The sequence below is a fragment of the Nocardia bhagyanarayanae genome (assembly GCF_006716565.1).
GTDB lineage: Bacteria > Actinomycetota > Actinomycetes > Mycobacteriales > Mycobacteriaceae > Nocardia > Nocardia bhagyanarayanae.
The window spans coordinates 983,601-1,000,397 of sequence record NZ_VFPG01000002.1; the positions used below are offsets into that span (position 1 = coordinate 983,601).

At 70.2% G+C, this 16,797-nt stretch carries 18 protein-coding genes; 15 read left to right on the forward strand and 3 right to left on the reverse strand.

Going from position 1 to position 16,797, the window contains the following annotated elements; translation table 11 throughout:
* Window positions 1-186: 186 nt before the first annotated feature.
* From FB390_RS31205 to FB390_RS31215, 3 genes are all read right to left on the reverse strand, one after another.
* Window positions 187-906, reverse strand: a complete 720-nt coding sequence (locus FB390_RS31205) for an alpha/beta fold hydrolase (RefSeq protein ID WP_141812763.1) — start codon at window positions 904-906, stop codon at window positions 187-189.
* A 67-nt stretch (window positions 907-973) separates the two neighbouring features.
* On the reverse strand, window positions 974-1,315 hold the full coding sequence (locus FB390_RS31210; protein WP_141812764.1) for a DUF1844 domain-containing protein: 342 nt from the start codon (window positions 1,313-1,315) through the stop codon (window positions 974-976).
* A gap of 5 nt (window positions 1,316-1,320) precedes the next feature.
* On the reverse strand, window positions 1,321-1,833 hold the full coding sequence (locus FB390_RS31215; RefSeq protein WP_246124491.1) for a DinB family protein: 513 nt from the start codon (window positions 1,831-1,833) through the stop codon (window positions 1,321-1,323).
* Window positions 1,834-2,175: 342 nt separating this feature from the next.
* Between FB390_RS31215 and infC the strand changes: the two genes are divergently transcribed.
* The 15 genes from infC to FB390_RS31290 all read left to right on the forward strand — a co-directional run bounded on the left by infC (window position 2,176) and on the right by FB390_RS31290 (window position 16,779).
* Window positions 2,176-2,829 carry a translation initiation factor IF-3 gene (gene infC, locus FB390_RS31220; protein ID WP_084483526.1) on the forward strand — a complete coding sequence of 218 codons (654 nt, stop codon included), beginning with the start codon at window positions 2,176-2,178 and terminating at the stop codon, window positions 2,827-2,829.
* Between the two features lie 73 nt (window positions 2,830-2,902).
* Entirely contained in the window at window positions 2,903-3,097 is a 195-nt protein-coding gene (gene rpmI, locus FB390_RS31225) for a 50S ribosomal protein L35 (protein WP_040706116.1), read from the forward strand.
* 97 nt (window positions 3,098-3,194) lie between these two features.
* Complete coding sequence (gene rplT / locus FB390_RS31230; RefSeq protein ID WP_039797323.1) at window positions 3,195-3,575, forward strand: 50S ribosomal protein L20; 381 nt, start codon at window positions 3,195-3,197, stop codon at window positions 3,573-3,575.
* A 14-nt stretch (window positions 3,576-3,589) separates the two neighbouring features.
* Window positions 3,590-4,414, forward strand: coding sequence for a TrmH family RNA methyltransferase (locus tag FB390_RS31235; RefSeq protein ID WP_141812765.1), 825 nt, complete (start codon window positions 3,590-3,592; stop codon window positions 4,412-4,414).
* 122 nt (window positions 4,415-4,536) lie between these two features.
* On the forward strand, window positions 4,537-5,064 hold the full coding sequence (locus FB390_RS31240) for a hypothetical protein (protein WP_141812766.1): 528 nt from the start codon (window positions 4,537-4,539) through the stop codon (window positions 5,062-5,064).
* A gap of 268 nt (window positions 5,065-5,332) precedes the next feature.
* Complete coding sequence (gene pheS / locus FB390_RS31245; RefSeq protein WP_141812767.1) at window positions 5,333-6,409, forward strand: phenylalanine--tRNA ligase subunit alpha; 1,077 nt, start codon at window positions 5,333-5,335, stop codon at window positions 6,407-6,409.
* Between the two features lie 48 nt (window positions 6,410-6,457).
* The gene (gene pheT / locus FB390_RS31250; protein WP_141812768.1) at window positions 6,458-8,962 is read left to right on the forward strand and encodes a phenylalanine--tRNA ligase subunit beta; all 2,505 of its coding nucleotides are present in this window, start codon (window positions 6,458-6,460) and stop codon (window positions 8,960-8,962) included.
* Window positions 8,963-9,257: 295 nt separating this feature from the next.
* Window positions 9,258-9,548 carry a DUF427 domain-containing protein gene (locus tag FB390_RS31255; protein WP_067793124.1) on the forward strand — a complete coding sequence of 97 codons (291 nt, stop codon included), beginning with the start codon at window positions 9,258-9,260 and terminating at the stop codon, window positions 9,546-9,548.
* Window positions 9,549-9,803: 255 nt separating this feature from the next.
* Complete coding sequence (locus FB390_RS31260) at window positions 9,804-10,571, forward strand: alpha/beta hydrolase (RefSeq protein WP_141812769.1); 768 nt, start codon at window positions 9,804-9,806, stop codon at window positions 10,569-10,571.
* A gap of 40 nt (window positions 10,572-10,611) precedes the next feature.
* Window positions 10,612-11,118 (forward strand): PspA/IM30 family protein, encoded by a 507-nt coding sequence (locus tag FB390_RS33805; RefSeq protein ID WP_185757348.1) that lies wholly within the window; start codon window positions 10,612-10,614, stop codon window positions 11,116-11,118.
* A 50-nt stretch (window positions 11,119-11,168) separates the two neighbouring features.
* Complete coding sequence (locus FB390_RS31270; RefSeq protein ID WP_141812770.1) at window positions 11,169-12,197, forward strand: hypothetical protein; 1,029 nt, start codon at window positions 11,169-11,171, stop codon at window positions 12,195-12,197.
* A 489-nt stretch (window positions 12,198-12,686) separates the two neighbouring features.
* A complete protein-coding gene (locus tag FB390_RS31275; protein ID WP_246124493.1) occupies window positions 12,687-15,287 on the forward strand; it encodes a sensor histidine kinase in 2,601 nt (866 codons plus the stop codon).
* Between the two features lie 19 nt (window positions 15,288-15,306).
* The gene (locus FB390_RS31280; protein WP_141812771.1) at window positions 15,307-15,738 is read left to right on the forward strand and encodes a roadblock/LC7 domain-containing protein; all 432 of its coding nucleotides are present in this window, start codon (window positions 15,307-15,309) and stop codon (window positions 15,736-15,738) included.
* Window positions 15,735-16,175, forward strand: coding sequence for a DUF742 domain-containing protein (locus FB390_RS31285; RefSeq protein WP_141812772.1), 441 nt, complete (start codon window positions 15,735-15,737; stop codon window positions 16,173-16,175). The genes FB390_RS31280 and FB390_RS31285 overlap by 4 nt, the downstream gene beginning before the upstream one ends.
* A 28-nt stretch (window positions 16,176-16,203) precedes the next feature.
* Window positions 16,204-16,779, forward strand: coding sequence for a GTP-binding protein (locus tag FB390_RS31290; RefSeq protein WP_141813208.1), 576 nt, complete (start codon window positions 16,204-16,206; stop codon window positions 16,777-16,779).
* Window positions 16,780-16,797 lie beyond the last annotated feature (18 nt).

Below are 16,797 nucleotides of genomic sequence, written 5' to 3' on the forward strand. Positions count from 1 at the left end.
CCTGAGCGCGCCGCACACCGAAAGGAACTCCCATGGACAGCGGAAGCGCCGGTCTGACCAGCCTTTTCCAGGCCCTCGCCAATATGATCGCCACCGGCTCGTCGATCTCGGTCACCCCCGGGCAGTGAGCGCGCCGGGCGGGGCCGGCCGGTCGCGCCGGCCCGCCCCGTCTCGGCCGTGCCGCCCTCAGTTCTTCGCCGACTCCGACGCGGCCGTGGCGATGATCTCCGCCAGTTCCATCGGCTTCGACCACATCGGCCAATGCCCGGTCGGCAGGTCGATGAGCGTCGCGTCGAACCGGGCGATCTCGCTGAACACCGGCGCCTCGCCGCTCGTGCTCAGCTGCCGCACCAGCTCCGCGGTGATGCTGGTGCACACCACGGTCGTCGGCACCGCGAGGCGCGCGGGCGAATCGCTCAGCCGCAGCGGCGCGCCCGCGATGCTCGCCGGTTCCGACACCGCGCGCTCGCGGAAGCGTGCCAGTTGCGCCTCGTCCAGCCCGACGAGGCTGTCACCCTCTTCCGCCAACTGCTCCCAGCTCGGCAGCGGGTACTCCTGCGCCGTGCCGAGCGAATCGTTGAGCACGAACCCGTCCGGCACCGGCGCGCAGTCGACGTACACCGCGTGCTGGAAGCGCTCCGGCGCGACGTCGGTGGCCAGGTAACCCGGCGCGGCGCCGCCCGAATGCGATACCAGCACAGCGGATTCCGCGGGGTCGATGGCCGCGAGGATGGCTCCCGCCTGCTCCTCGATGGTGGCCGCGAGCCGGTCGTCGTCGTCGGGATCGAGTCCGGGCAGCGTCAGCGCCCGCACATCGAAACCGCGCCCGCGCAAGTCCTCGGCCACCTCGTCCCACGCCCACGCGCCGAGCCAGAATCCGGGAACGAGCAAGATCGGTGTCGACATAGTGCCAGCATGCCGCATCGACCCGCGCCCGCGTGGGCGGTCGCGGCGGACGGGGCGGGAAACCGGCTCAGTAGACGGGGCCGGTGTACTTCTCGCCCGGGCCCTTGCCCGGCTCGTCCGGGTGGGCGGAGGCCTCGCGGAACGCCCGCTGCAGGGACTGCAGGCCCTCGCGGATGGGTCCGGCGTGCGGTCCGAGGTATTCGACCGAGGCGGTGACCAGGCCCGCGAGCGCGGTGATGACGCGGCGTGCCTCGTCCAGGTCGCGGCGCGGGCTGCTTTCCGGGTCCGGGTCGGCGAGTCCGAGCTTCTCCGCGGCCGAACTCATCAGCATCACGGCGGCGCGGCTGATCACCTCGACGGCGGGGATGTCGGCCAGGTCGCGCACGGAGGAGTCGAGCTCGTCAGTCATGCCCCTCAGGCTAGCGAGGCCGCCCGGAGCAGTCGGAGCTGGCCGATCTCCGCGACGTTCTTCATCAGCTCGGCGTTCACCCAGGCGGCGAGGTGCGTCACAGTGAGCCCGGCGTCGGCGGGCCACGGATACGCCGCGGGCGCGTCCGGATCCGCGGCGTCCAACGCCGCGGACCATGCGGCGCGGAGTTCGTCGAGCCGCGCCCGCACCGCGTCGCCCGCCCAGTACACCTGCTCGCGCGGCGGCGGGGTGCGGCCCTCGAGGTGGGCAAGCGCGGTGCTCCACCACCAGTCGATGTGCCAGGTGAGCCAGGCGATGGTGGGCACGGGGATCGGGTCGGGTTCGGTATCGGCCCAGTCCGGTCGCCAATTGCCGTCCGTGCCCTGGTGTACGGTCCAGACGAGCGGGCCGGGCTCCCACCGCAAGTCTTCGGGTGCGAGGGCGTCGAAGTGGTAGCTCGCCAGCGACCAAGTCAGGTCGAATTGCCAGCGCAGCGAGTCGGTGGAGGAGACGGGCACCGGGGGAGCGTGGCACCGCCGCGGCGCGCCGCGCAACGCGTTTTCGAGCCGATTCGGCGATAGCGGACGGCAATGCTAGACTTTCCGCTGACGACCGCCCCGAACCGTGTTGCCACGTGCGCACGACCCGGGGCTGATAAGTGGAGCCCGACTCCCACCGTTGCCGACGAGCGATCGTACTGGTCAAACGGTCCGGTCACCCGCCCGATGTGGTGGGTTTCTTGCGTGGCGAGCCTTCTCGCGCGCAAGAGTCGATGCTTGTCATCGGCGATCGGTCGACTCGGGCCCCGTCGCGGAGAAATACCGCACCGGGGCCTTTGTGTTGAACAAGGGGTTGCAGTTATTGCCTGCGGTCGTCAGACGACACCGCTTGACCTAGGAGGCCCCATCAGCACTGAGACCCGCATCAACGATCGCATCCGAGTTCCCGAGGTTCGACTCATCGGACCTGGCGGCGAGCAGGTTGGGATCGTGCGTGTTGAAGATGCGCTACGCGTCGCCCTCGAGGCCGACCTCGACCTGGTCGAGGTGGCTCCGGATGCCCGTCCGCCGGTTTGCAAGATCATGGACTACGGCAAGTTCAAGTACGAGACGGCGCAGAAGGCGCGCGAGTCTCGGAAGAACCAGCAGCAGACCGTGATCAAGGAGCAGAAGCTCCGGCCCAAGATCGACGACCATGACTACGAGACCAAGAAGCGCAATGTCGTTCGCTTCCTCGAAGCCGGGTCCAAGGTCAAAGTGACGATCATGTTCCGGGGTCGCGAGCAGTCCCGGCCCGAACTCGGGTTCCGGCTGCTGCAGCGGTTGGCCTCCGACGTCGCGGACCTGGGTTTCGTGGAGACCTCGGCCAAGCAGGACGGCCGGAACATGACCATGGTCCTCGCACCCCACAAGGGAGCGAAGACCCGCGTGAAGGCGCAGCAGGAATCGGCCGGACGGCCTGCCGCGAGCGCCGCGCCCGCCGGTGAGACCCCGGCCGCGGAGCAGGCCGAGTAGGCCACGCCCGCAGTTATACGAACAGACACCGGCGGTCGGCGACGACCGCCGGGACGACCAGATAGAGGAATCCATGCCGAAGATGAAGAGCCACAGCGGCGCCTCGAAGCGATTCAAGGTGTCCGGTAAAGGCAAGCTGCTGCGCCAGCAGGCGAACCGTCGCCACCTGTTCGAGCACAAGCCCACCCGCCGGACTCGTCGTCTGGACGGCACGGAGGTCGTCGCGGCTGCCGACGTCCGTCGCGTGAAGAAGCTGCTGGGTATCTGATCCCCTGAGGCAGCACCGCGACCGGAGATTCCGGACGCCACCTTCGACCAACCTCCCGGGCGCCGCACGCGCCCCCTATTCGATCAAGGACTGACCAGTGGCACGCGTCAAGAGGGCCGTCAACGCTCAGAAGAAGCGCCGTTCCATCCTCGAGGCCTCCAAGGGCTACCGGGGCCAGCGCTCGCGGCTTTACCGCAAGGCCAAGGAACAGCAGCTGCACTCGCTCACCTACGCCTACCGGGACCGCCGGGCGCGCAAGGGTGACTTCCGCAAGCTGTGGATCGCCCGCATCAACGCCGCGGCGCGCATCAATGACATCACCTACAACCGGTTCATCCAGGGCCTGAAGGCCGCCGGTGTCGAGGTGGACCGCAAGATCCTGGCCGAGCTCGCCGTCTCCGACGCCGAGGCCTTCGCCGGTCTGGTCGCTGTCGCCAAGGCCGCCCTCCCGCAGGACGTCAACGCCCCGGCCGCCTGATCCGGCCGACCCTGTTGACCAAGGGACACCTTTCGGAACGACCCGCGGACGCGCTCTCCGAGCGCAATCCGCGGGTCGTTTCGGCTGTCAAGCTGCACCGCGCGCCGCAGCGCCGCAAGACCGGGCAGTTCCTCGCCGAGGGTGCGAACTCGGTCACCGCGGCTCTGGAGACCGGCCGGGTGCGCGAGCTGTTCTATTCGGCGACGGCGGCGGAACGCGACCACGCGCTGATCGCGGACGCGGTCGCCGCCGGGGTGCGGGCGACGCTCGTGAGCGAGCGCGCGGCCGAGCATCTGGGGGAGACCGTGACAGCGCCCGGCCTGGTCGCCGTGTGCGATCTGGTCGACGTCGCGCTCGACGAGGTGCTCGCGGCCGAGCCACGCATGCTGGCGGTGCCGGTCGAGATCGCCGAGCCGGGCAACGCGGGCACGCTCATCCGGGTGGTGGATTCGGTCGGCGCCGACGCGGTCGTGCTGGCCGGTGACACCGTCGATCCGCACAACGGCAAGTGCGTGCGCGCCAGCGCGGGAAGTCTGTTCCACGTCCCGATCGCCCGGCACCGCGACGTCGGCGAAACGCTGGACGCGCTGACCGCCGCCGGGATCACCATTCTGGCCACCGCCGCCGACGGCGAGGTCGATCTCGACGACGCCGACGACCTGTTCACCGGCCGTGTCGCCTGGCTGTTCGGCAACGAGGCGCACGGCCTCGAGCCCGCCGTCGCCGCCCGCGCCGACCACCGTATCCGCATCCCAATCCGCGGCCGCGCCGAGAGCCTCAACCTCGCGACCGCCGCCGCCATCTGCCTGTACGCGAATTCGCGGGTCCGCTACCGGTAGCGGACGCTCCTTGGCGAAGAACAGCGAGCCGCGAGACGCGGCGGCTCGTTCGTGGTCGCCGACGCGGCCGTCGGTTGGCCGGTTCTCGTGTGCGACACGCCGAGGCGTTCTAGGGTTCGATCATGAGCGCCGGGGACGAACTGCTGCGCCGGATCGAGGGCGATCCCGAACTGGCCGGGCTGCTGGCCTGGCCGAGTGATTTCGACATCACGCGCCGCGAGCCGGTCGAGGACCTGCGTCTGCCGAACGGAACGCCGCTCACGCCGATCGCCGGTGACGGTTCGGGCGGCACGTTCTTCCTGTGCGGCGCGCCGGGCACGGAGCGCCCGGTGCTGTACGCCGACTCCGAGGGCGGCGCGGTCCTGCTCGCCGCCGATCTGGTCGAGGCGGTCACCTTGATCGCTACCTACCCATACTGGCGCGATCTCGGCGCGGGCCGTCCGGTCGCCGAGCTGGAGGAGGAGTTCGCCGTCGACCGGCCGGAGTTCCTCGAGGTGCGCGCGGAACTGCTCGACCGGCTCGGCATCGCCGCGCCCGGCGTGGAGGAGGCGGTCGCCAAGATGCGGGCCAGTGCCGCGCGGACGGTCCCGGATTTCCTGCCGGTCGCTCCCGATCTGGACGGCGAGGCGGTGTACGAACCGCTCTGGTGACGAGTCGGATGGAAGGTCCGAGCGGGCCATGCCGAGCCGCCGGGGTGAGCACGCCGCCGATGCGACCGCTCGCGCCGGGCGAGGCGGATACCTGCGCGGATGCCCGGTTTCATGGACTCGATCGGTGGCTCTGGCACAGTCGCCGGGCCGGTAGCGGGTAATCCGCGTGATTCGGACATAGCCGATCCAATAGGATTCCACCAGCAGCAATGTGGGTAGGCAATAAGCCGGACCCGCGAACCGATCCCCAGGGGAGAGACGAACGATCGTGGCCGACGACAACACGGGAGTCGAGCAGAACGCCGAGGGGCAAGTCACCGCGCTGACCGAGGAGGCGCTGGCCGCGGCGGCGGCCGAGGCCGAGAAGGCGTTCGCGGCGGCCGCCGATCTGGACGCTCTCGCGGTGGCCAAGACCGAGCATCTCGGCGGCAAGGCGCCGCTAGCCCTCGCGCAGCGCGCGCTCGGCGGCCTGCCGAAGTCGGAGAAGGCCGACGCGGGCAAGCGGGTGAACGTGGCGCGGGCGCGGGTCTCCGAGGCGTTCGAGTCGCGCCGCGCGGTGCTGCTCGCCGAGCGCGACGCGGCCGTGCTGGTGGCCGAGACCATCGACGTCACCCTGCCCGCCCGCCGTCTCCCGGACGGCGCGCGCCATCCGATCACGGTCATCTCCGAGCAGATCGCCGACGTGTTCGTCGCGATGGGCTGGGAGGTCGCCGAGGGTCCCGAGGTGGAGACCGAGCACTTCAACTTCGACGCGCTCAACTTCCTGCCCGACCACCCGGCCCGCACCATGCAGGACACCTTCCACATCGCGCCGGAGGGCTCGCGCCAGGTGTTGCGCACCCACACCTCGCCGGTGCAGGTGCGTTCGATGCTCGAGCGCGACCTGCCGATCTACGTGGTGTGCCCGGGCCGCACCTTCCGCACCGACGAGCTGGACGCCACCCACACGCCGGTGTTCTCCCAGGTCGAAGGCCTCGCGGTGGACAAGGGCCTGACCATGGCGCACCTGCGCGGCACCTTGGACGCGTTCGCCCGTGCCCTGTTCGGCCCGGAGACGCGCACCCGCATGCGCCCGAACTACTTCCCGTTCACCGAGCCCTCCGCCGAGGTGGACGTCTGGTTCCCGGACAAGAAGGGCGGCGCCGGCTGGGTCGAGTGGGGCGGCTGCGGCATGGTGAACCCGAAGGTGCTGATCGCCAGCGGCATCGATCCCGACGTGTACAGCGGGTTCGCGTTCGGCATGGGCCTGGAGCGCACCCTGCAGTTCCGCAACGGCATCCCGGACATGCGCGACATCGTCGAGGGCGACGTGCGGTTCACCCTGCCCTTCGGCATCCGGTCCTGAACCGGCCCGATTCCCGAACTCCCTTCGATCGAGAGAGCGAAACCTCAAGTGCGAGTAGCGCAGTCCTGGCTGACCGAGATCATCCAGCGCACCACGCCCGAGTGGTCGGTGACGCCGGAGGAACTGGATGCCGGGTTCGTCCGCGTGGGTCTGGAAGTCGAAGAGGTCGACAAGCTCCAGCGGGTGACCGGTGACATCGACAAGCCGCTGGTCGTCGGCCGCGTCGCCGAGATCACCGAGCTGACCGAGTTCAAGAAGCCGATCCGCTTCTGCAAGGTCGACGTCGGCAACCCGGAGTTGCAGGAGATCGTCTGCGGTGCACGGAATTTCGCCGTCGGCGATCTCGTCGTGGTCGTGCTGCCCGGCGGTGAGCTGCCCGGCGGCTTCAAGATCTCCTCGCGCAAGACCTACGGCCACGTCTCCAACGGCATGATCTGCTCGGTCGCCGAGCTCGGCATCGGCAAGGACCACTCCGGCATCCTGGTGCTGGAGCCGGGCACCGCCGAGCCGGGCGCGGACGCCAACGAGCTGCTCGGCCTGAACGACACCGTCATCGAGCTGAACATCACCCCCGACCGCGGCTACTGCTTCTCGGTGCGCGGCCTGGCTCGCGAGCTGGCCTGCGGCTTCGATCTCGAATACGCCGACCCGGCGGTGCGCGCCCTGCCCGACGACGAGGCCGACGCCTGGCCGGTGAAGCTGGAGCCGTCCTCGAAGTGCACCCGCTTCGCGGTGCGCCGGGTCACCGGCATCGACCCGAACGCGGTCAGCCCGTGGTGGCTGCAGCGGCGGCTGCTGCTGTCGGGCGTGCGCCCGATCTCCCCGGCGGTCGACGTGACCAACTACGTCATGCTCGAGCTGGGTCAGCCGCTGCACGCGTTCGACGCCGACAAGCTCACCGGTGGCCTGGTGGTGCGCACCGCGCACAAGGGCGAGACGCTGCGCACCCTCGACGAGGTGGAGCGCGTGCTCGACGCCGAGGACGTGGTGATCGCCGACGAGTCCGGTGTGGTCTCGTTGGCGGGCGTGATGGGTGGCGCGAGCACCGAGGTCGGTCCGCAGACCACCGACGTGGTGCTCGAAGCGGCCACCTGGAACCCGCTGCTCGTCTACCGCACCGCGCGCAGGCACAAGCTGGTGTCCGAGGCGGGCAAGCGCTACGAGCGCGTGGTCGATCCCGAGATCAACGTCGCCGCGCTGGACCGGGCCGCCGTCCTGCTCGCCGAGATCGCGGGCGGCACAATCGAGCCTGCGCTCACCGATGTGCGGGTGCCGACGCCGCCCGCGGAGCCGATCCGCATCGACATCGACCTGGCCGACCGCGTCGCGGGCGTCACCTACCCGACCGGCACGTCCGCGCGCCGCCTCGCCCAGATCGGCTGCACCGTCGAGGTGTCGGTGAACGAGGAGACCGGGCACGGTCAGCTGGTGGTCACCCCGCCGAGCTGGCGGCCCGACCTGACCCAGCCCGCCGACCTGGTGGAGGAGGTGCTCCGGCTCGAGGGTCTGGAGAAGATCCCGTCGGTGCTGCCGACCGCACCGGCCGGGCGCGGGCTCACCGCCGCGCAGCGCCGTCGCCGCGCGGTCAGCCGGGCGCTGGCCTTCGCCGGGGGCGTCGAGGTGCCGCCGCCGGTGTTCCTGCCCTCGGGCGTGTTCGACACCTGGGGTCTGGACGCCGACGAGCCGCGCCGCACCACCACCAGGGTGCTCAATCCGCTCGACGTGGAGCGCGCCGAACTGGCCACCACGCTGCTGCCCGGTCTGTTCGAGGTGGCCGCGCGCAACATCTCTCGCGGCGCGCGCGACCTGACGATCTACGGCATCGCCCAGGTGGTGCTGCCGGGTCCGAACACCAGGCCCGTCGAGGCGCTCGCGGTGGATCGTCGTCCGACCGACGAGCAGATCGCCGAGCTGGTCGAATCGCTGCCCGCCCAGCCCGTGCACGTCGGCGCCGTGCTGACCGGCCGCCGCGAACCGCGCGGACCGTGGGGTCCCGGACGGCAGGCCGAGGCCGCCGACGCGTTCGCCTTGGCCGACGCCATCGCGGACGCCGCGGGCGTGACCATCGAGCGTCGCGCGGGCGCGTACCTGCCGTGGCATCCCGGCCGCTGCGCCGAGCTGGTGGTGGACGGCGAGGTCGTCGGTCACGCCGGTGAGCTGCATCCGGCCGTGCTCGAGCGTTCCGGGCTGCCGCCGCGGACCTGCGCGCTCGAGCTGAATCTGGACGCGCTGCCGTTGCGCGAGTCCCGTCCGGTTCCGGTGGTGTCGCCGTTCCCGGCCGTGCTGCAGGACGTGTCGGTCAGCGTCGAGAAGTCGGTGCCCGCGGGCTCTGTCGAGGCCGCGCTGCGCACCGGCGGCGGCGAGCTGCTCGAGGACATCGCCCTGTTCGACGTGTACGAGGGCGCGCAGGCGGGCGAGGGTCGCAAGTCCCTCACCTACGCCCTGCGTTTCCGTGCCGCGGATCGCACGCTGACCGAGGACGAGGCGAGCGCCGCCCGCGACGCCGCGGTCGCGTCGGCCGCCGAGGCGGTGGGCGCGGTCCTGCGCGGTTAGGCGTACCTCCGCCTTCGCTCCGGCCGTGCGCGGGCTGTGGGCGGACTTCGTCCGGCTGCGCCTATTCGGCACGGTCCATTGGCGAGACCCGTACGGCCGCAATGCCGTACGGGTCTCGTTCGTTCACTGCCCGTATTTCTCGATGCGCGCCGTACCAGCTGATCGCTGACCTCGTCGGCGGGCCGTTCCGGTCGGATTCCGCCGCGGCTGTTCGGGGTTCGTCTCGCGGCGGACCGCTGGACGTTCAGGAGTAGCGTGGCGGTTGGCAGCTTTCCCCCGACGACCGGGAGGTCCGATGACCGTACGAGCGGTATGGCGCGAGACTGTGCTCGCCGAGAGCGACGACACCGTGGTGGTGGAGGGCAATCACTATTTCCCCGCGGACGCCGTGCGCCGCGAATACTTCGAGCCCAGCGAGCACCACACGATCTGCCCGTGGAAGGGCACCGCGTCCTACTACACGGTGACCGTCGACGGCGAGCGCAACCCCGACGCCGCCTGGTACTACCCGACCCCCAAGCCGGACGCCGAGATGGTGCGCGACCGGGTCGCGTTCTGGCGCGGCGTCGACGTGGTCGTCGACTGAACCCGGCCGCCGAGTCGGTGCGAGGTCGCTGTCGCCGGATGATCGATGGGCCGCCCGGGTCGGCGCGAGGTCGCCGAATGACAGATGCGGCCGCCGGGGTCGGCGCGAGGTCGCTGTCGCCGGATACTGATGCGGCCGCCGGGGTGGGCGGGAGGTCGCTGTCGCCGGATACTGATGCGGCCGCCTGGACGGTCGCGTCGCCGTCGGGGCGGGTCGGGCCGACTCACCCGGGCCGGGCGGGGTAAGAACGTCCACATGCGACACCCCGCGGCTCGGATCCTCAACGCGCTGACCTACCTGCCGGAGCGGCAGATCCTGCAGACGCCCGCCGCGGTCGGCCTCGACTACACCGATCTCTCCCCGCGCACCGACGACGGCGAGACCCTGCACGCCTGGTGGCTGCCCGCGCCGCGCTCGATCGGGCACGTCCTCTTCGCGCACGGCAACGCGGGCAACCTCGGCGACCGGGTCGCGATCTTCGCGCTGCTGGTCGCCGCGGGCTTCGACGTGCTCGCCTTCGACTACCGCGGCTACGGCCGCAGCACCGGACGACCCAGCGAACACGGCACCTACCTCGACGCGCGTGCGGCGCGCACCGCGTTGCTCGCCCGGCCGGAGGTGGACCCGAATCGGGTGCTGTACCTGGGCAAGTCGCTGGGCGGCGGCGTGCTGCTCGAGCTGGCCGAGGCGCACCCGCCCGCCGGGTTGGTGCTGATGTCGACCTTCACCGGCATCCGCGACGCGGCCGGGTCGATCTACCCGTTCCTGCCGCGCCCGCTGATCCCCGACGCATACCCGAACCTGCGGCGGATCGCCGGCCTCACCGCGCCGGTGCTGATCATGCACGGCGACCGCGACGAACTGCTGCCGCTGCGCAATGCCGAACGGTTGTACGCCGCCGCGCGCGAACCGAAGCGGCTCGTGGTGGTGCCGGGCGGCGGGCACAACGATCTCATCGCGCTGCTCGGCGCCGAATGGCCCGCCACCTTGCGGGCCTGGGCGACGGAGGTGCTCGCCGAATAGAACCGAGTGAGCGGTCTGTTCCGGTGCGTAGCCTGGCGTTATGAGTGATACGAGAGAAATACTCGCGCGGCTCGCCGCGCTGCCGGACGCGGAACTGGCGGCGACGTTGCGCGCCGCGGTGGAGGGGCGCTCGACGTTCTGGGCCGTCCGCGCGGCGCTGGACGAGCTGATCGGAGCGACTGATGCCGTTTCCGGGCCAGATGTGAGTCCTGACACCTCCAGAGCTTCCGTCTATGACGGCGTCGCGGAAGCGTCGGCATCCGGGCAGGTCGGAGGCGGTTTCCCGGTACCGGCGGTACCGGTTCAACCGACCGGTATCACCACACCGCCCGAGACCGGCGGATATTCGCCATCCGGGGTGCCTACTTTCGAGTCGGTTCGCGATAAGGTCGAGCAGCGCTTCGGCACTGCGCAGGGGATGGGTGAGCTCGACCGGCAGACCCCGGCGGGCCGCAGCGCCGACGAACGCTTCGCCGCGCGCGAGAAGGCCGCGCGGGAACGTCTGGACCAGATACGGAAATCGCTGCGCGGCAACGACGCGGGCTGACCCGCGCTGGTCCGACCGTGCCGGACCGAGAACGAATGGGTGGAATTTCGATGAGCGAGCCGCGTGAGATCGCCGAACGGCTGCTGGATGCCCAGGTGGATTTCCTGCTTGCCGAGGTGACCGGCGACCGTTTCGCCGAGGTCGTCGCCCGCGATGTCGAGGCGGTGCTGGGCGTCGCCGACACGCTCCTGTTCCGTGAAGTCGTGGAGCTCGACCAAGCGAAGCAGACGGTCGCGACGGTCGTCGATCTGATCGGCGGCAGTCCCGTGCTGGCCGACATGGTCGGGGTGTTCGCGGACTCGATCTACGACAACATCGCCGCCAATCACGACTACACCCTCGGCGAGGTGGTCGAGCGGGAACCGGTGGAGGCGCTGCTGGAGAAGATTCTCGGCATGCATCAAGCCCAGGAGCGGATCCTGGACCGGCTCACCGAGAGCCCGCTGGTCGCCACCGTGGCCTCGAAGTTCGTCGACAAGCTGATCAACGACTTCATGCAGGCCAACCGGGAGCGCGCCGAGAAGATCCCCGGCGTCTCCTCGCTGATGTCGCTGGGTCAGTCGGCCGCCAACCGCGCCAAGAAGGCCGCCGACGGCACCTTCGTCGGTGACCTGGCGGGCAAGGGCGCGATGTTCGCGCTGAAGCGCACCAACAACGCCATCCGCGAGATGCTGCGCGACGCGCCCGTGCACTCGGCCGCCATGGAGTTCTGGGACCTGCACGCCGACGAGCCGGTCAGCGGCCTGCGTGAGTACCTGACCCAGAAGGATCTCAACGAAATCGTGCTGCTCTGCTACGAGATCGCCGTGACCACCCGCGAGAAGGAGTACTTCGGCCTGCTCGTCGAGGAGTGCGTCGAGGTGTTCTACGCCAAGTACGGCGACTACACCCTCGCGGCCATGCTGCCGGAACTGGGCCTTTCCGGCGACGACATCGCCACCGAGATCCTGCGCTACGGTCCCGCGGTGATCGAGGGCGCGAAGCGAAACGGCCTGCTGGCCAAGCTGATCCGCGAGCGGCTCGAGCCGTTCTACACCTCGGACGCGGTGCTGGGGATTCTCGCCGACGCGCGCGGCTGAGGACTCGGCCGGCGTTTCCGAGCCGCTGAAGCGGTGTTCGGCAGTGGCGGTGCGGTTTTCGATCATGCCGACGCGGTTTCGAAGGTGCCGTCGCGGGTATTCGAAGGCGAGGGCTCGGTATTCGACGTCGTCGGTACGGTTCTCGAAGCCGCTGATTGTGGTGCGCTTCACCCGCAACGCGGTCACCGTCGCGTGCGGCCCGGTGTGAGCGGATCGAAACCGCGAAAATACTGGATTACCAGCGTGTTTAGAATGGCTGCTCGCGTCCGATTTGCCTGATTTTCGCGTTGACACCGCCTGCGGCCTGTGACAGCTTGCTCCTGATTCCGCGCGTTCGATCTCGAACTGTCGCGGTCGCAGTTCGCGAGGAGCGGGGTGGTGCGTGTGCGTTCGAGGCCGCAGGCAAGCGGCGCGGTGACGGCTTCGGCCGCCACTCCGGAACCGGTCGGTGTCGGAAGAATAGTTCGGCCACGCACCATTCGGGGCCGATTGGCGAGAATCCTGGCCGTCTCACTGACCCTGGTGCTCGCGCTGCTCGGCATAACCCTCGCCAGGGAGGTCCGGTCGTACCAGCGCAGCGGCGACACGGTGGCCGCCGTCTCGCTCACCCTGGTGGTGCAGGATCTGCTGCACGAGGCGCAGCGCGAGCGCGGTCTGAGCAACGGCCTGCTCGGCGGCGACGTCCGGTTGCGGCAGGCCGTCGCGGACCAGCGCGCGGCGACCGACCGCGCGCTGCGCGCGCTCGAAGCCGAATTATCGGGCGCGCCAGCGGGTTCGGGTGAGATACGGGCCGCGATCGGCCAGCTCGCCGGGTTGCCCGCGGTCCGCGCCCAAGTCGACGCGGGCCGTATCGGCCGGGCGGCCGCGTTCCAGTTCTACACCGACGCCATCGACGCGCTGAACCGTCCGCGACTCGGCCTCGACCAGGCCCGTGACGCCGAGGTACGGCACGGTCTGCTCGCGCTGTACTCGCTCGGCGAGGCGAAGGAGCAGACGGCGCGCGAGCGCGGCTTCCTCAACGGGGTGTTCGCCGCCGACGGTTTCGAGGCCGGCGAGTACGTCCAGTTCCTCGACATCCGGGCCGCCAAGTCGGCAGGTCTCGCCGCGTTCGCGCGCGACGCCACCGTCGCGCAGCGGGATCTGCTCGACACCGCGATGCGGGGCGAGGACGCGACGCGGGCAGCCGAATCCGAGCGCGTCGCCATCGATTCCAGTGCGGGCCCGCTGGTCCGTCCGGTGGATCCGAGCGGCTGGTGGGCGCAGATGACGGCCGTCATCGATGAGCAGCGCGCCGTGCAGCAAGCGGTCGGCGACGCGGTGCGCCAGCGCGCGAACGACCTGCGTCAGGGAGCAGCGCTGACCTTGGCCGGGTTCCTGATCGCTGCGCTGCTCGCGATCGCGATCGAGATCGCCTTGGTGGTGGCGGGCGTGCGCGCCATCGTCCGTCCGCTGGCCGCGCTCGCCGCCGAGGCCGACGACGTGGCGGGGCGGCGGCTGCCCGAGGTGGTCGCCGCATGGCACGCCGGCGGGGATACCCAGCCGCCGCGTCCGCAGCCGGTACGGACGCCGCCTGGCGCCGCGGCCGAGATCGCCGCCGTCGCAGCCGCTTTGGACCGGGTGCAGGCCACGGCCTACGACCTCTCCTCGGAACAGGCGCTGCTACGCCGCAACAGCACGGAGTCGATGGCGAACCTGGCCCGCCGCAACCAGAATCTGGTGCGCCGTCAGCTCGGGTTGATCAGCGAATTCGAGCGCGAGGAACTGGATCCGAAGGCGCTGTCGAATCTGTTCGAACTCGATCATCTCGCCACCCGGATGCGCCGCAACGCGGAGAGTCTGCTGGTGCTGGTCGGCGAGGGCAGCCCGCGGCGCTGGGCCGAACCGATCGCGCTCACCGATGTGATCCGCGCGGGCCTGTCCGAGGTCGACGACTACCGCCGGGTCGTGCTGCGCCGCATCGACGACGTCTCCATCACGGGCGCGATCGTCAGTGAGCTGGCGCACATGCTCGCCGAGCTGATCGAGAACGGACTCGCCTTCTCCCCACCGGATCTGGAGGTCGAGATCTACGGCAGGAAGCTGCCCGGCGGCTACCTGCTCGCGGTCGTCGACCACGGCGTCGGCCTGCCCCCCGACCAGCTGGCCGAGGCGAATGCCCGCCTGCGCGGCGACCGCGACTTCCTGGTCGCCCCGACGCGCTACCTCGGGCACTACGTGGTGGGCAGGCTGGCCCGAAGGCTCGGCATCGACGTCGAACTGACGGTCGCTCCCGTCAGCGGCATCGTGGCCCGGCTGCTGTTGCCCACGGAACTTCTCGGCGGACAGCGGAATCAGCACGCGATGCCGGACGGCGGCAGCCCGGAACGGGATGCGGTCGGCTCCACTGTCGAACCCGACGGCACCACTGGTGGATTCGGTTCAGCCGACGAGCGCGCGGCATCGGGTGTTCAGCCGCCTTCCGGCCCGCGACAGTCCGCGTCCGGCTCACTCACCGAGTCGTCGCGTACGACACTGGAATTCCGCGCGCACGGCGTCGGCGGGACCGACGACGGACGCCGAGCTGTGACGCCCGCATCGCACACACCGACGCCCGCATCGCACACACAGTTGCCGCCGATCGAAACTATCGGCGCGGCAGACGAATTCCGCTCGGGTCGGGCACTGTCCGCCGGGTCGCACGCACGGCTCGATGCGGCCGTGGGACGTGGGCCGGGGTCGAGCGGCGATCACCATGCCCGCGGCACGTCCCCTAGGAACGGCCGCGAATCCGGTACTGCGGCCAGGCCCGCGCACGTCGGCGAGTCCCCGTGGTTCCACGCCGCACCCGGCGACGCGCTGCCCGCGGTGCAGCGCACCCGCAATGGACTCGTCAAGCGCACCAAGCGCACTCGCTCCGCCGAAGCTGTCCCGGCGCAGCGTCCCTCCGCGCCCCGCCCGCCCGCCGCACCAGCTGTCGAGCGATCGCCGGAAGAGGTGCGCGGCATGTTGTCGGCGTTCCGCACCGGACATCAATGCGCCGTTCCCGCCGCGAACCCGGCCGACAACACCACGCGCACAGCAAATCTGGCCCAGAGCACCGTAGAGCAATGACCACCGTAAAGGGGAGCCCGTGACCACACACCTGCAACCGACCGCCGACCCGCACACTTTCAACTGGCTGCTCGGCAATTTCGTCCGCAACACCGACGGTGTCCGCGACACTGTCGCGGTCTCCTCCGACGGCCTGCTCATCGCGATGTCGGAGGGACTCGACCGCACCGGGGCGGACCGGCTGGCCGCCATGGTGTCGGGTCTGGCCAGCCTGGCCAAGAGCGCCTCGCGCAGTTACGAATTCGACGGCCTGAAATTGATCATGATCGAGATGAAGCGCGGTTTTCTGCTGGTCTCCGCGCTCGGCGACGGCAGCTGCCTCGGCGTGATCGCCGAGGGCGGCTGCGACGTCGGACTGGTCGGCTACGAGATGGCGGTGCTCGCCGAACGCGCGGGCGCGCTGCTCGATCCGGCGTTGATCTCCCAGCTGCGAGAGACGTTGCGCAGATGAGAGATCCAGACCGGCCGCGGCTGCCGGACCCGCGGATGATCCCGGTGACCCAGTCCTTCGGGTGGTTCGATCCGAACCGTCCCGCACCGACCCGTCCGGCCGAACCGACCTCCGACGCGGACGCTTTCGTGCGTCCGTTCGTCGTCACCGCGGGGCGCACCACCCCGTTGCTGGACGGTTTGCGTATCGAAACCCTGGTGCAGGCGCCGCCCGCCGCGCTCTCGGCCCCGCTGCGCTTCGAACAGCGCACCGTGGTGGTGCTGTGTCAGCATCCGCATTCCATCGCCGAGATCGGCACCGCGCTGCGGGTGCCGGTGGGCGTCGCGAAGGTGATCGTCAGCGATCTCGTCACCGCAGGCCAGGTCACCGTCCGCGACGCCCCGGAACTCTCCACCGCAGCCATCGAGAGGATCAGGGATCTTGTACGGGCACTCTGACTTGCGGGTTCCGCCCGCCCAACCGGCCATGCCCTCGTCGGTGAAGATCGTCGTCAGCGGCGGTTTCGGCGTCGGGAAGACCACGTTCATCGGGGCCATCTCCGAGATCGAGCCGTTGGTCACCGAGGCCGCCATGACCGAGGTGGCGGTCGGCGTCGACGATCCCGGCCACCACGCGGACAAGACGCAGACCACCGTGGCGCTCGATTTCGGCCGCATCACGCTGGACAGCTCGCTCATCCTGTACCTGTTCGGCACGCCGGGCCAGGACCGGTTCGTCTTCCTCTGGGACGACCTGGTGGACGGCGCTCTCGGCGCGGTGATCGTGGTGGACACCGATCGCGTCGAGGACTGCTATCCGGTGCTGGACTACTTCGAGGAGCACCACACCCCGTTCGTCGTCGTGGTGAACCGTTTCGAGCACGGCCCGCGCTTCGAGCTCGACGAGGTGCGCGAGGCGCTGGGGCTCGACGACTGGATTCCGATCCTGGAATGCGATGCGCGCCAGCGTGATTCGGTCAAGGAGGTGCTCGTCGGACTGCTGGAGCAGGTGCTGTTGCACCGCCTGTCGGCGCCGCACCTGGCGGCGCGCGAGGTCGGCTGAGGCGGCCGGGCGCGCCGC